Raw genomic sequence first — 14,898 nt, 5'->3', positions numbered from 1 at the left:
AGAAGGGAATCATAACCTTCCTAAAAAGATGCGAATCTTGAATTCCAGCATTAAAAAGGAGAAGAGAAATCATCCTTTACAAACTCTCTTCTCCTTAACACTATTCGTTCTTACAAAATATCATCAAAGTCAGACACAAACACAGACCGCTCTTTTACCACACCTTTGAGTAAAGGAGATGGCCTATCTTGATAAAAGATCTTCACTTCTTGCTGGGATCTGGTTAATAAAACATACAGTAACCTAGCATGAAGGTCATCTTTAGGAAAGGATTCCTCATTAACATTCACAAGAATGACAGCATCAAATTCCATTCCTTTACTGTTATAGGAGGCTAGTACAGATACAAAACCCTCTTCCATAACAGAATCAGGCTTAACATAAACAATATCATTTTTATATCGTAGCTTGAGGTACTCACTTAATTTCTTTGCTCTCGCCTCGTCTTTGTGAATAATAGCTATTCTCTTATATTTGTTTCTCCATTCACTTATTAAAACATTAATATTTTGAAGCAACTCATCTCCATTCCTCACCTCTTCTATTCCCAATTCAGGACCACTTCTATTTAATGGGTTTATAGTATTATGGTTAGGAAAATGGTTTAATAACACTTTGTTGGCTGTATTAATAATCTCTTTTGTTGATCGATAGCTTGTAGCCATCTCTAAAATAATGTCTTCCTTGGTTTTAAAAATAAGTTTTTTGACTTGTTCCCAATTAACTTGTCCGTAATTTTTAAAAATTGCTTGATCCTTATCACCTAATATTGTCATTGTTCGAACTAGCTTTTTCAAAACAGCAAAATGCATAAAACTAAAATCCTGTGCTTCATCAATGACTAAATGCTGAAACCTAATAGGATCATCATAATAGGAAAAATACAGATAAAGTAGTGGAGGTAAATCGAAAGAATTTAACGTCTCATTAAAATAATTCTTAAAACTTATAACGATATCTTTTCCTACTTCCTGTTCAAACGATGATAAAATCTCAGGAGTAAGGATTTGTTTATACAGGGAAACGAGATTAGGAATCTCCATTCTTTTCTTCCAATCCTTAATTCCATTCATAATTTCATTACTTATTTTTCTTTTTTTATAATCACTAATTCGTTCTATCTGCTCTATAAGTTTTTTGTTTTCTTCAGTTGATAATCCACCATTTTTTATAAAAGTACCTGTTACAAATTCAAATTGTTCCTCTATCTCCTTTTGTCTAGTTTTAAGATAATCTAAAAAGATTTTTTCTACATGGTTAATGAATTTTTCTATTCTCTGGGCAAATGGTAGATAAGCGTAACCCCCATAAATCTTAAGGAGTTCATCTGCAGTAACTGATTCCTCAGAAATCCTTAATTGCCTAATACGGTTAGGATAATTTAATTTATATTCCCGTAAAAAAATATCGATTACATTAGCAAACTGTTCCGAGCCTTTAAACTCAATTATTTTCTCTTCCATACTATTGGATTTATTAAAAACAGTATTTTCAAAGAACTCATGATAACTATCAAAAGGTTTACCACCAATATATTTACCTAAGTATTGCATAGCAAAATCTTGGAAGGTAGATTGATTGATTCCCATTAGGTTTAAGTCTGGTAAAAGTGCTTTAAAAGAACTAATAAACATTTTAGAAGGCCCTAATATTAAAAAGTCACCTGGCTCAAGCTTCTGATTATTGAATAATAAATAGGATATGCGATGAAGTGCAATAGACGACTTACCTGAACCGGCCACCCCTTGAATAATCAGATTTTGATTAATAGGTTTACGAATGGCAATATTTTGTTCCTTCTGAATAGTTGCAATAATTTCCTTTAGGTAACCCGTTGTCTCATTCTTCTCGATCAACGCTTTTAAGAAGTCATCCGTTACATTTATTTCTTCACCCTTATCCGAAAATGCTTTGTTCTCATTACTTTGCTCATCGGCCACCATTTGATTGATTTTTTTAATTTTGTAATCATCTATAGTATATTCACGTTTTCGCAGTACATTTGCTTCATATTCGTAAACCTTCTTACTTTGTTCATCTTTAACCGAATAACTTTGGCGAGAAAGCCCTGCTGCAAAATTATAATAAAGAGAGGCTAATGGTTTCCGCCAGTCAACTACTATAATGTCATCATCCCTATTTTTAATACCTTGCTTACCAATATAGAATGTCTCTTTACCAAAGTCATTTGTATTGATATCGATTCTCCCAAAGTACGGTTCTTTCTTGGCCTTATTCAAACTACTTAACTCTTTCTTTCCACTCCTAAGTGCTACTTCATCCCCGACCAAGTTAATATTTTCCTGAATTTGTTTTGTCTTTTTATTAATATACTCACCGACAAGATAAGTATTATTTTCTATGTGTTTTATTGTTTCATCTAATTTCTTTTGTTCAGATTGAAATTCTTTCTTTTCCACGGCTCTATTCCTCCCTAAAATATGATTTTCATAGGGGTACATAATCTATATTACTTCTATTAATTATATCAAAAAGATGTTTGAATGTTTTGCAAATATAAAATTGTAAAATTTTTATTTTAAATTTATAGCTTGAAATTCCTTAAACATTGACTATATAGCTTTTTCAGCATTTTTAATCCGTACATGTATCAGAGTGTATATGAGCAAATAAATTTAGCGCTCTTAACCGTATTTATATTTAAATCCGCATGAAAATAAATGCACTATTTAAAAAATAAAGTTATAAACACAAAAAGACGGAAGAATATCTAAATAGGATATTCTCCCGTCTTTTTTTTAACTCATTCTCAGTCATCTTTTTACGGTTTGTTTACAAGTTAATGATTCTATCTTTCTATGACATGTATTCCCGCATCCTGAGCATCGAACACCAATTCTTCTACGAGACCTTTTAACATCTCTCCAAATTCCAAAAAATCCATATCTGGCGTTAAAGGAATTAAGCTAATACTTTTGTCATCAAGATATTCAATTCCAGTATTTCCCCACTTATCTGGGTATAGAACTAACACACGATGAACCGGCCGTATTCGTTCCCAACGCTTTTTATTATAGATATAAGGTGAACGAATATGGTCTGCATAACTAGTAAGTTGATACTTTGAATCCATTAGTACTTGCTTTTTGCGATACTTAGAATCCATAATAATACTTCCAATAAAAACTTCTTGGATAGATACATCTATTCGGATGTCAGGATTATTATGATCACTGGTAGTATAAATTGGATTTGTTTGTTGATTTGTGTGAGAAGGTTCCTTAGGAATTTCCCCATCATACACTATTTTTAATTTTAAGTCTTCTTTTTGTAACTCAAAGCTAGCTCCCTTTGGTATCGTCGGAATAACTAATAAGTCTTCCAGTCCCTTGTCATTTCCATCTATCATCCACTGAGGAACATTGCTAAAAGAATATTGTTGGTTTTTGAATATATCTAAAACCTTAAGAAAACTCCATATTTCATATAACTGGTCAGTTCTTTTCCATTGAAAGCTCCATCCTGAATGCAAAGATAAATTAACTTCATTGGAAAACAAATGTTGATTAATTTTAAATATCTTACTATATCTAACATCAATATACATTTTATGTGGAACAACAAAGGCTATAGTATCTGAAATTTCTTGGAACCATGGCCTGACTCTTAACTGATTTAAAGCTGCTTTCATTTGAACTGCTCTTTTTCTATAGGCATTTATTTCTAACAGTAAGTCTTTTCGTCTTCCTATTGATGTATAAGAAGAAAAAAACTCATTTTCACCATTAAATTTCTCTAGGTTGTAATCGACTTGCTTGATAAAATCAACCAATAAACTAATCCAACTGTTAATAATCTGCTTTAATAATCTATTTTCTGGTAGGTCATAATCAACCATATTCTTTCTTGTCTTTAAGTAATTTATTGATTCCGGATGTTTGAGCCGATGCTGGATTGATACAGAATCAACATGGGAAGGTTTATCAACTAGCTGAAGTTTGTACTCCTTCTTCAACGAAGAGCGAACCCTTTTTGTCAGATCAGCAATAATAGTAGAAATATCTCCAAAATAATGATTAAGAGTTTTGAATTGCTGAAACAAAGACATATCAAGGTTTAATTCATCTAGGCCATGAAATACACTTTGTTTTCTAACAACATCAAGTGCTAATCCTTTTAACTGATCTTCAACTTCAATTCTCATATATTTAAGTTGATCATCTGTTAATCTACTTGATACAACTTTAATAAATGAATAAAACTTCTCCCCCTGAATTGTTACATTCAAACAGTAGATACCCGGTATATAAGGATAATACTCAGTTTCAGAGTTATGTTTAAAAAGTGTAATTAATCCCGGGCTAATATAAGGAATATTCTTTTCATCATATTTTATACTCTCATCATATAATATATCGAAGCCATCCATTCTGCATTGTGCATCTTCTACCTCACTGGAAAAAAATAATTCTAGGTTAATATTCTCAAGTATAAGTGTGTAGGAATGAATATTATCATCCCAATCCTGAACTTCCTTAACAAAATGGGTTATTGGAATTCTTTCCTGTTTTCCATCCTTAAAAATATGGTTGAATTCTAAGGAGAAATTTAAATTGTTAGAAAGTGTATCCATGTAACTTCAACTCTTTCGCTTTTTGTTCAATTGCTTTTTTACTCTGTAAAAAAGTAGAAATATTACTATATTTCTGCAGAATAGTAATTAATTTACTATCAATTAACTCCCCCTCTTTTGTATATACACCTAACAATCCTCTTAGCTGTTCTTCAGAACCCCTAACTTTAGTCAATATGCGTTGTAAAATTTGAATATCCATACCAGTTTCTCTTGAAACGTACTCTTGTAATGGAAGATTTGCAAGGTATTGATCAATTTGTTTAACAATTCTTGGCCCAACTCCAATTTGACGATTAACTTGCTGAAGAGCTTGATGCACTTCCCACAACAAATCTAATTCTTCATTTAACAATGTCACTGTTCTATTTTCATTCTTGAATGACTTGTAAGTATCAAAATCAATTTCTTCCTTACGACCTGCTATATTTTTCTTCTTTTCTGGTAATGTTTTTAGTTGATTAAATGGCATAACTTCCAAGGTTAAAACATTTGCTCTATCTAAAACTTTATCTGAAAAGTGATATGTAGATTCGTCAACATTAACTGTACCAACAAACAAAACATTATCTTGTATTGATATAGTTGGAGGATATTGCGCTGAATTATAGAGCCTGTTTTCAAGATCATCATTGTATAGCCTCAAAACTCTTTTTCCAGGTTCCATTTCCAAAATTGATAAAAATTGCGAAAAATAATGTTCCACTCTTGCTAAATTCATTTCGTCAAAACATATTACAAATAACTTATCCTGTTGACTTTCGGCCCTTTTCAAAGCATTAATAAGTCCGGAGTCCCCCGGGCGATATACCATATGCATTGTATCCGCATATCCAATTAAGTCTGAATCAGATGTCCAGGAAGGACTTACTGGGATCACTGTATGCTGCTCACCTTTTAATCCTAATGATGAACTATATAAATCAACCAACTTACTCTTACCAGTTCCACTCATACCAGAAAGTATTACAAGAGAGGAAGATTTCATCGAAGTATGAAAATTTATAAGATCTTCCAGCTTATAAGATAAACCAGAATCCTGAGTATTTTCATAAAACAAATCAAGAAATTCTCTTTCACTATCATTGATAAGTGTTGTTTTATTTGTCACTATTTCTAATTTTACTTCATCAATAGTTGATGCAATTTCTTTTTCACTTCCAAGAAGATGATTAATTTCTTCCTTGTTACTGTTCGTTAGTAACATCGAATCCTCTTTATTATTCTGTTCAATTAGCTTAGAGGAGGGGATTGGCAATACATTTTCCATTTCTTTAGTCATGTCTTGGTAAACAGAAAGAGGAACATATACAAGATCTTCAACATCATTACAGAAATAGCATTCATCCATCCACTCTTGTTTGAATTCAATTTCTTTAAGTTCTTCTCTCAACTCAAAACAGAAACCGCCATAGGCGTATTGGTGTTTTTCAAATTCTCCAAATACTAGATATTGTTCTTCTTCCTCAGTCTCACTCCTCCATAAAACTAATGAAGGTGTATCATTGGTTTCATGTGAAATGTCTTCAATTCTACCAACAAATTTTTTGTTGGCGAGACGATAGACAAAATCATCTAGGTCCATACTATGAGATTCCTTATTAAAAATGGGAACGGGGATAAGGCGGAGTTCTTGATTAAAACTAGGTAGTTTTGATAAAACTCTTACATCCTTAGTGTTGTAGACTTCTTCATGATTATATTTGATTCTCCGTTCGACTTTAAATACCAGAAGCCGGTCATCTAACCATTCTCTTAGTCTTTCTTTTCGAATATGATCAGGTTCTTGATAATCATCCTCAAAACCCCATTGCTCTAAATCTGAATAAAATGAAGTAACTGTTTTTACGTTTGGAAAGCTTTCTGGTGGTTGCGAAATTATTCTAACAACAAATTGAAGACTATTTTGTTTATTGATAAAGATTGAATCTCTATACGGAATATCTTCAGAACTCATATTTTCTAAAACCCCTATTAGGTCATTCTCCCATATTTTTGTACTCATTATTATAATCTCCCTTTTTCTAAACAAATTTTTACTGATGTAAAGTCTTTAAAGCTTTTGACTTTTTCTTTATACTTTTTTATTATCCTTTTCTTTACTGAAGGTGAAACAAGGTATTCTAGGATCCAAATCTCACCAAAATCAAAATCTTCTATTTTATCTATAGCATTGTTTGGATCAAGTATACTAAGTTTTGGATTGTTTGATGATTCTATTATTTTATTTTTAGGGTCACCAATCATTAAAACGTGTAAAATTGGTTCATTTGTTTTTGTATCAGAAACAGTTGCGGCTACTTCATTATTATAATTCAGCAACCGTGCATGTAAGTGGGCTACTTCAGCTTTTAGGGTCTTGACTTCTTCTTCTAATTTCTCTTTTTCCTCTGTTATGTGAATATATTCTTTAATTTCCTTTTCTAAGTTCGATTTTTCATTTCCGATTACTTGTTGTAGCTGTGCCTTCTCTTTTATCCAAGCTTGCTTTTCTTCCTTATATTCCTTCTTTAATTTTGTGTACTGTTGCTCCCAATCACTTATTTGCTTTTGAAGTTTATTATTTTTTGCTTCTACTTTCTCATACATTTTTTCTATATCAGCTGTAGAATTTGTACTTTGATTATCGCTATCCTCATCTGCTTCTTCTTGTATAATAAAATCTTCTATTGACTCTAAATTACTTTCATTTAAAAGTTTTTCTATAAACTTTTTGGCTAACAAATGATGTTCTTCTTCTTCACTTGAAAACAGTACACCTAAAAGAATATGTAATTCCTTTCCATTCCAATATGATTCCATCAATTCGCTTAGAGTAAAATCCCTTATACATTTCTCATTTGAATTCTCGTCACTTCTTTCACCTTCTCCAATCATATTATAAAAACTTTTTATCAGATTAAGTTTTTTTATTTTCAAAGCTTCATTGATTGCCATCTTCCTAACAACTTTAATATTATCCTTGTTTATGTTTCTAAACCCCTTCACCTTCAAATCCCATATCCCAATCATTTCAATCAATTCATCATTTGATAGCGAACTTAAAACATTTTTCCAATCTTTTCTGTTCATTTTCCCACCAAACCTTTCCCCATTTTTTTACATCATTTGTAATAAAATTACATTCTTCTCCACATAATTGTAACCTGAATATTCAAAAAAAGGCACCCTATACTTTAAAATTAAATTACTATTCATTAATTACTTTCTAACACTAGGAATAAAGAGGTCAGCCCCCCTTGTGGACACTTGTCCATATGGAGGGGCTAACCCTACTAATAAATCAAAAAATTGAAAAGCGGCGCTCGCTGTCTGTCACAATTCGAACTTTACTACGATGACTGAGTATATATTCTTTGAATTTTCTTCGCTCATCTTCTGAAAGTTTACTTATAAAATAAAAGGGGCTGACCCCACGAATGGACAAGTATCCACAAATGGGTTGTGACCCTATATTTCCGTTAAATAAATAAGTTCAAAGCTTGCCTAACCAAATACTTAATGTAGGCAATCTATTTAATATTCCATTTTTTACTAATTTATATTATTCTGATATTAGTAGATTTAAGGGGGAAGGAAAATGACTATTTCAAACACAGGCAAAGTAGAAATTCTTGATTCCAGGGAAAAAATATTAAATGAGCTAGGAGTTAATAACGAAGGCGAAATTACTGAAAATAAATTTAAACAATTACTTGGAATGATTGGAAAAATTGATCATAAAACTCTTGAATTATTTGTTCCTCAGATACCAAATCTGAATCTGTTAGTAAAACAAAACCAAGATTTTATTCTTCAATCAATTAATTCTCAAAATAAAATTGATGAGAAAGCGATTGAGGAATTCTCAAAAACCAAAGTTTTAATAGGAGAATTGTTAAAAAGGGAGAATCTTAGTCCGGAAGAAACAATGTTTTTATTAAAATTATATTCTCAAACTGATGAGAGAATAGACAAAAAGGCTTCCCAATCAGGTAACCGCATGAAGGAATTAATTACAGAAGGAATAAAGATAGGTCGATTTGTTGCCCTTGCCATATTTGCAATATTCTTTTCTAGCCGTAATAGCGGTGGCGGTAAATCCTGAATTTGTTTAGAAATACTGAAAAGGCAGGCAATTCTGCCTGTTTTTTTTAGTAATGTAAAAAAGTGATAAAAAGACCACCTTGATTAAGTGACCCTTTTATTCCCACCGCAGCTACTATTCCTAATCACTTCCTATGTGAATATCTACCAATTTACTAAGGTGATTTTCTAAAGTAGTGAGTCTATCTTTTGTTTCATTAAGTCATGTGTCTACGGCTAATTCTATCAACGAGATCCCAGATATTTAATAATAAGTTAAAATCATATTCCTGGACCTGTTCTGGCTTTATTGACAAAAAGTAAGCTTCACCAAACACTTTACTCCACCCGTATTAAGGTTAGTTGATTTTTAGTGATTTACCATCAAATACAACGTTCGGAATAGCCTGGATAAGTTACAATCCGAAAAGCAGGAAAAAGCCGAGGATATAGCAGTCATGCAGAACGTCTTATCTAAATATAAGCAGCAGCAAGCGGACAATCTTAAGCAGCTTCAGCGGCTATTCCAGGTAGAAAAAACAATTATCGTAAAAGAAGCCTATGATCGAATGACCTCCTATAGGGAAGCAATTACAAAAGAGGCCGAGATACTTCACGCGTATTTAATCCGACTAAATTACAAATACCATTAGTAGAATTTCTCACCTGTTGACCTATGATTAACATTGATTCATCTTCTGCTATTAAGTTCGTAGGTTTTTAATTAACTCTTCTATATCATGTTAAGTCATCGTTCATCTGTAATTCAGTAAAACATTTAGGTTCAATTTAAATTACCTCTTTATTCTTAATATTGTTCATTGTTTCTCTACTTTGGATCTAATTCACCAATCATACTCCTATCTAATAGCACCATTATAGGAATGTCTAGTATTACAGTAATTAGGAGTTAAATCATTATTTTCCCTTGGCACTTTTGAGTACAAGTTTTGATCTTTCTTAGCATAATTTTCTTTCTTGAAGACACCTGCTAAAAGATTATCTAAATATGGGAGACGCTCAACAATAGATTGAATAGTTCTATGCTTTAGTTCAGGATTATTTTTATGTAATTTCTCAGCAAAATTCTTCGTCATTCGTTTTGCCTCTTTAACATCTTTACCATTTATTAAATTACGATACTCTACAATAGAGTTGATAAGATATTCTTGATCATCTTTCCAAGGTTTAGCCATATTCGTCCACCCTTTTTTAAAATTATTTCTAACATAATAAAGCTAAATAAAATTCTTGGACTGTTTTACTTTAAATTAGACTACTTCCTAAAACCAATTTAATAAGTTATATTTTTACTTTTCGCTCTAATCTACCTCCAGAATTTTTTTTAGTAGAGTATTACTTTAAAAGAAATTTTCTATCCCCTGTTACCCAACCCAAATAAACGTTAATTCCATTTAAATAGACTGGTCCTATAATATCTTCCTTACTAGCATGTAATCCTAGTAGTTTAGCAAAAGCATAATAGTCGTCAAATCCTTCATAGCTTTCACTAAACGAATGTACCAGCATGAGTGCATTTGGTATATTTAGTTTTTTAGCTTCTAACACCGAAGATACAGTTCTATGTAATAGTTGATATCTTATGTTAGACACATTGTTACTTTTTAATTGAAGTTCATTCGTTAAGAAGGCTAACCTTTCTCTTTTACCATCAGAAGGGGCTTTTCCTAACCAGTCTTCAACTGTTTTATCGAATGATTCCGAAACCTTTCCTTCAACCATAATGGAGATGAGCCCCTCTTCCCCTTTTGCAATGACGAAAATGTCATTTTGGGAAGGTCTATTGCCACCAGGGAGATGGACTTTATATTCTGGAAATCCAAAAAGAAGCTTCATATTTTGAAAGGTAGATTTAGAAGACTTGTTGAATACGTTTTTCACACAGTTGGGAAAGTCGTTAGGATTTTCTTCCCAACAATAAGCAAGGGTTTTGGCTGAATATCCCGGACTCCATTGCTTAATTGGGTCCGCGAGTAGTTCGCGCCAATCCATTGCACTCTTTGTCGGAGTAAATAGTTTACTCATAATAATCTCCTCCATAAATTTAATTACTTATAATCCAAAGGATGAACTTACGGTTAAGTCTGGAATTTTCTTATCAACTATTAATGTTGCTTATCTTAAATATTTTCCCGTCTATTAGCCAATTGTCATTTTGGGATTGTGTTTCTATGTTAATTTTCATAAATGGAAACGCATCATCTTTCGGATTCCATTTAACTCCTGATCTATACGCTTGAATAAGGTTTCTCGGTCCTAAGATAGATGTTCTATTATCTAGTAAAAAACGTTCGATCTTTTCTTGGGGTAGATTGATATAATGATTCAATCTAAATATGACTTCGTCTAAATCCGATAATTCATGATGATGGAAGGAACTTATAATTCCATCTAGTAGAGGTTTCATAACAGAAACTAAATTAATCTTTGTATGTATAGGGGATTTTATTGTTACTTCCATTCCATAATAATTGCTATATGTTCTATCAAAAACTTTTATAGCTCCCGTTTTCATTGCGTACCAGATAGAATGAGGCTTTATTTCACTAGATAATTTAGGTATGGTGACATTCTTCCATGTTGCCAATGTATTTTTCTTCGCCCAGTATTCAGATAAAGATTCATTTTGTTCTAAAATTTTGTATGATTGATAATGATTTAGTTGTTGGAGTCGATTTACAGTAGGAGGATATTCGAATACTCTCTCAAATTGAAGGGATTTAATATCTAGGTGACTAAAGGCAGAGGAACCAACGTTGTAAAATAAAACATTCTCAACATCAAAAAAGTCTTCGCTCATTGACTTATACAGAGCTCGCAGGGTTACATTTTCACCATTCAAAGATTTTAGGCCATTTCTAATAGAATTTCTCATATCCACTTGCCAACCTTTTGGTTCGAACGGAAGCCTTTTTGAGGTATATACTTCAAGCATGTTAGTTGAGGTGTCTATATAATAATGAGATTTACTTTTCGAATGTACTATATCTTTTTCGTTGTTACTTTTGATTTTAGATATTTTTACGTTTTCTATTTTACTTTCGTTTAATATAAGACAATACCTTCCTTTTGAAACTCTATTTAAAACACGATATTTTGCTTGGATCTGTGATGAGGCGTTCCCTTCATGAGAAACAGGTACCATATCTGACATTCTCGTACCTATGTCCTTCCATCTATCCCCATATCTGTCGTATATCCACTCTTTAACTTCTCTTACATTACGTTCCCCACCCAATTCACTTAAAGCTTCAATAATTGCTTCAGGTAGTATAGGCATTAATTCATATCCCCCTTTCTAAATTCCTATATACTAAGTTATTTATATACATATTTTATTTCTAGTTCAGGTGACTAATGCCCTTTATTTGCCCAATAAAAATGACTTAGGACTGGTAAACATTTTTTCATGTTTTAAAATAATCAGCCCCAAATGAATTTAGACTTTTCCACCCTAGAGACAGTTACCGCCCCCAGCAAAAAACTACCAAACCAAGTATTTACCCTATACAAACCATTGAATCTTTGATAGTTTAATATAGTATACAAAGGGGAGTAGCTTTAACAGTAAATGTCGTCATTTCAGAGTAGTCCATACTCTCGGCACTACTGGCAGCTGAATGTTGTTAGCAAGACCTTTGCTCATATGGGAGCAGAGGTTATTTTTATGTCTTTTTAGACTTTGTTGTACATATGGGAGGAGAAAGAGAATTGGAATCAATTTGGATTGAATATGCGTGGACATTACTAATACTTATAGGTCTGGAAGGATTGTTGTCTGCAGATAATGCGCTTGTTTTAGCCGTTATTGCAAAACATTTACCTCCAGAGCAAAGAAAAAAGGCAATAAGTTATGGAATTTTTATGGCATTTGTTTTTAGATTTGCTGCCATTTTTATGATTTCATTCATCGCAAACGTATGGCAGGTGCAGGCAATTGGTGCTGCATACCTTATTTATCTTGGTGCAAAACACGTGATTCCTGCTATTTTTGGATCTAAAAAAGAGGATGAGGATGAAGGAAAAGAGCTTTCAAAGGGGAAAGGCTTCTGGCCAACCGTTGGTAAAATTGGTTTAGCAGACCTTGCCTTTGCTATTGATTCGATTCTAGCAGCTGTAGCCCTTGCAATTGCTCTTCCAGCAACACCACTTCCAACTTTCGGGGGAATGGATGGTGCTCAATTCGCTGTCATTGTAATTGCTGCAATAGCAGGATTAATTCTGATTAAATTTGCAGCAACTTGGTTTGTTAAATTGCTACATGTAAGACCAGGTTTAGAAACAACGGCCTATTTAATCGTTGGTTGGGTTGGGGTAAAGCTTGCTGTCATTACTCTTGCACACCATGACGTTGGGGTATTACCTCACGAATTCCCACATGGTCTAACTTGGACTGCTATCTTCTGGGGTGTACTTCTTTCTACTGCAGTAGGAGGATGGTTTCTTTCAGGAAAAAACTCGAAAGAAGAGGTCGAAAAAGTTAAAGAATCGTCAGCAAGTTAATGATAATGAATAAAAAGGGTCTGATCCCCCTTGTGGACATTTGTCTGCATCTGGGGTCAGACCCTATTTCATATCCTTTTTTATTCTAATCCTTCAATAACAATCTCTTTTACTGGTAAAAGTCTTAGCCAGTTTCCGAATAGATTATTTAAAATTAAGGCACCTGTAACTTTTTCCCTTGTGCAAAAGTTACAGGTACTTTAACTTAATTGAAAAAAAAAAATAGAGACAGCCCCATATTTAGATAGGTCTGTCTCGGTTTTTTTAGAGTAATGTTCCAGTAACCTCCTCCACTTGTTTCCCTCTTCTAATATCCCTCAGCACCCGCTTCAACTCATTTCCCTTTCCTAATACTGCTTTTACTAGTTTTGCGGTTTCATAGCAAGATGCTACATCCAATACTTCACGCTCGGTGTGTTCGTGGTTATAACCTGCGGATAGGTTTACACTTTGAATACCGTGCTCTGCCCAGATTCTTGTGTCACTACTTCCGCCAATGGTTGTTGCCCAGCCATTAAGTTCTGCCTCTTCGGCCAATTTTTCAAAGAATTCACCATAGCTAACGTTACAAAATGGGATATACCCACCGCAAGAGGTTACAATGTCTCCAGTGCCACGACGGTCGACCACTATGGCTGCATCTGTACCCCAGAGAAAATAGTCATGGACCTTACTTGCTCCAACTAGGCCGCACTCTTCTTCTACCGTGAAAATGAATTTTACTTTTCCTCGAAAGGAATTCGTGAAATGAAGAAACTCAGCGACATGAAGTAGAACGGCGACACCTGCACGATCATCCGCACCTAGAATCCCTTTACTGCTAGACCACAGGTTACCTTCCTTTATAATTTCACGGTCTTTTTCTATTTCATAAACCGTGTCCAGATGTGCATTTAACAAAATAGTTGGTCCATATCCACCTTTATAGGTTTTTTCTGCTAGGATGTTACCGGCTTGGTCGACTGTTATAAAATCCACGAAAGGACTGAGTTTTTCCAAAACATGCTTTCGTATTGGTTCCTCGTTACCACTTTCCCCAGGAATGGATAGTAATTGTTCTAGTTGTTGTTGGAAAAGTTTCTCCTTAATGAAATCATAACCTTCCTCTACCCACTCTTCCTCCACACTACTTAACTGCTCTGCCAAATAAAGAAGTTGTTTTCGTTTGAACGGAAGCCTTAAGTGATAACTCCCATTTCGATTTTCTCTCCAAGAAACTTGCTTTTGCCCAAGGGTATGAAGGATTTCTACTAGTGTTTCGATTTGACATTTATCCGTAAGGATCAAATGTGCAGGTCTTCTTTCATGTCCATCACAGGAACCAGTCGTATAAAAACCTAACCTGTTTAATTGGCGTACAATCCCACAAATAAAGGTGTCTAGTTCCCTAACCTTTGGTTGATCTTGACCAGGACGGAACCACAAGTGTCCTCCTCTTCCACGATGATTAAAGTTTAAGATTTTTAACCACTCTTCCTCCGTTATTTCCGTGAAAATCGTAAGCTCTTTTAATGGAGCAATATACCGATAATCCACCTTAGCCTTGTTAAGACATTCCATTAAAAAGGTCAAATTGACGTCCGTCTCTTTTGAGCAATCAAAAGTATTTTCTCCCTTATCTTCTATTAACCACCCGTGACGTACGAACAATTGATTCCAGTTTTTCATTACTATCATCTCCCTTTGATTTTGTAACTTTATTATCTCAGAGGGCG

Annotated in this window: 11 protein-coding genes; 3 read left to right on the top strand and 8 right to left on the bottom strand. The window is 33.5% G+C overall.

The window, feature by feature from the left end:
* Positions 1-110: 110 nt before the first annotated feature.
* From HNQ94_RS00230 to HNQ94_RS00215, 4 genes are all read right to left on the bottom strand, one after another.
* Positions 111-2,420, bottom strand: a complete 2,310-nt coding sequence (locus HNQ94_RS00230) for a HelD family protein (protein WP_174496242.1) — start codon at positions 2,418-2,420, stop codon at positions 111-113.
* Between the two features lie 389 nt (positions 2,421-2,809).
* Positions 2,810-4,594, bottom strand: a complete 1,785-nt coding sequence (locus HNQ94_RS00225) for a DUF2357 domain-containing protein (protein WP_174496241.1) — start codon at positions 4,592-4,594, stop codon at positions 2,810-2,812.
* Complete coding sequence (locus HNQ94_RS00220; protein WP_174496240.1) at positions 4,578-6,599, bottom strand: McrB family protein; 2,022 nt, start codon at positions 6,597-6,599, stop codon at positions 4,578-4,580. The genes HNQ94_RS00225 and HNQ94_RS00220 overlap by 17 nt, the downstream gene beginning before the upstream one ends.
* A 2-nt stretch (positions 6,600-6,601) precedes the next feature.
* A complete protein-coding gene (locus tag HNQ94_RS00215) occupies positions 6,602-7,666 on the bottom strand; it encodes a hypothetical protein (protein ID WP_174496239.1) in 1,065 nt (354 codons plus the stop codon).
* Positions 7,667-8,174: 508 nt separating this feature from the next.
* On the opposite strand from HNQ94_RS00215, the gene HNQ94_RS00210 reads away from it, so the two are divergent.
* A complete protein-coding gene (locus tag HNQ94_RS00210) occupies positions 8,175-8,681 on the top strand; it encodes a hypothetical protein (protein WP_174496238.1) in 507 nt (168 codons plus the stop codon).
* 436 nt (positions 8,682-9,117) lie between these two features.
* The gene (locus tag HNQ94_RS00205; protein ID WP_174496237.1) at positions 9,118-9,312 is read left to right on the top strand and encodes a hypothetical protein; all 195 of its coding nucleotides are present in this window, start codon (positions 9,118-9,120) and stop codon (positions 9,310-9,312) included.
* Between the two features lie 207 nt (positions 9,313-9,519).
* Here HNQ94_RS00205 and HNQ94_RS00200 read toward each other — a convergent pair whose 3' ends face one another.
* The 3 genes from HNQ94_RS00200 to HNQ94_RS00190 all read right to left on the bottom strand — a co-directional run bounded on the left by HNQ94_RS00200 (position 9,520) and on the right by HNQ94_RS00190 (position 11,960).
* Positions 9,520-9,855, bottom strand: a complete 336-nt coding sequence (locus HNQ94_RS00200; RefSeq protein WP_174496236.1) for a hypothetical protein — start codon at positions 9,853-9,855, stop codon at positions 9,520-9,522.
* 160 nt (positions 9,856-10,015) lie between these two features.
* Entirely contained in the window at positions 10,016-10,705 is a 690-nt protein-coding gene (locus HNQ94_RS00195) for a DUF6946 family protein (protein WP_174496235.1), read from the bottom strand.
* Between the two features lie 73 nt (positions 10,706-10,778).
* Positions 10,779-11,960: a hypothetical protein gene (locus HNQ94_RS00190; RefSeq protein WP_174496234.1), complete on the bottom strand. Its 1,182-nt coding sequence runs from the start codon at positions 11,958-11,960 to the stop codon at positions 10,779-10,781.
* Positions 11,961-12,391: 431 nt separating this feature from the next.
* Here HNQ94_RS00190 and HNQ94_RS00185 point away from each other — a divergent pair, with 431 nt between their 5' ends.
* Positions 12,392-13,183 carry a MeeY/MeeF family manganese export membrane protein gene (locus HNQ94_RS00185; RefSeq protein ID WP_174496233.1) on the top strand — a complete coding sequence of 264 codons (792 nt, stop codon included), beginning with the start codon at positions 12,392-12,394 and terminating at the stop codon, positions 13,181-13,183.
* Between the two features lie 264 nt (positions 13,184-13,447).
* On the opposite strand, the gene HNQ94_RS00180 is transcribed toward HNQ94_RS00185, so the two are convergent.
* The gene (locus tag HNQ94_RS00180) at positions 13,448-14,851 is read right to left on the bottom strand and encodes a M20/M25/M40 family metallo-hydrolase (RefSeq protein WP_174496232.1); all 1,404 of its coding nucleotides are present in this window, start codon (positions 14,849-14,851) and stop codon (positions 13,448-13,450) included.
* Positions 14,852-14,898: the final 47 nt, after the last annotated feature.

Origin of the sequence: Salirhabdus euzebyi (genome assembly GCF_014207435.1) — a bacterium.
Lineage (GTDB): Bacteria > Bacillota > Bacilli > Bacillales > Alkalibacillaceae > Salirhabdus > Salirhabdus euzebyi.
This window is presented reverse-complemented; position numbering and strand designations above follow the sequence as displayed.

What these genes read in the sequence shown, in the direction of transcription:
- HNQ94_RS00190 (WP_174496234.1), bottom strand. Translation starts at nt 11,960, where the DNA reads ATGCCTATACTACCTGAAGCAATTATTGAAGCTTTAAGTGAATTGGGT.
- HNQ94_RS00180 (WP_174496232.1), bottom strand. Translation starts at nt 14,851, where the DNA reads ATGAAAAACTGGAATCAATTGTTCGTACGTCACGGGTGGTTAATAGAA.
- HNQ94_RS00200 (WP_174496236.1), bottom strand. Translation starts at nt 9,855, where the DNA reads ATGGCTAAACCTTGGAAAGATGATCAAGAATATCTTATCAACTCTATT.
- HNQ94_RS00210 (WP_174496238.1), top strand. Translation starts at nt 8,175, where the DNA reads ATGACTATTTCAAACACAGGCAAAGTAGAAATTCTTGATTCCAGGGAA.
- HNQ94_RS00225 (WP_174496241.1), bottom strand. Translation starts at nt 4,594, where the DNA reads ATGGATACACTTTCTAACAATTTAAATTTCTCCTTAGAATTCAACCAT.
- HNQ94_RS00220 (WP_174496240.1), bottom strand. Translation starts at nt 6,599, where the DNA reads ATGAGTACAAAAATATGGGAGAATGACCTAATAGGGGTTTTAGAAAAT.
- HNQ94_RS00205 (WP_174496237.1), top strand. Translation starts at nt 9,118, where the DNA reads ATGCAGAACGTCTTATCTAAATATAAGCAGCAGCAAGCGGACAATCTT.
- HNQ94_RS00215 (WP_174496239.1), bottom strand. Translation starts at nt 7,666, where the DNA reads ATGAACAGAAAAGATTGGAAAAATGTTTTAAGTTCGCTATCAAATGAT.
- HNQ94_RS00195 (WP_174496235.1), bottom strand. Translation starts at nt 10,705, where the DNA reads ATGAGTAAACTATTTACTCCGACAAAGAGTGCAATGGATTGGCGCGAA.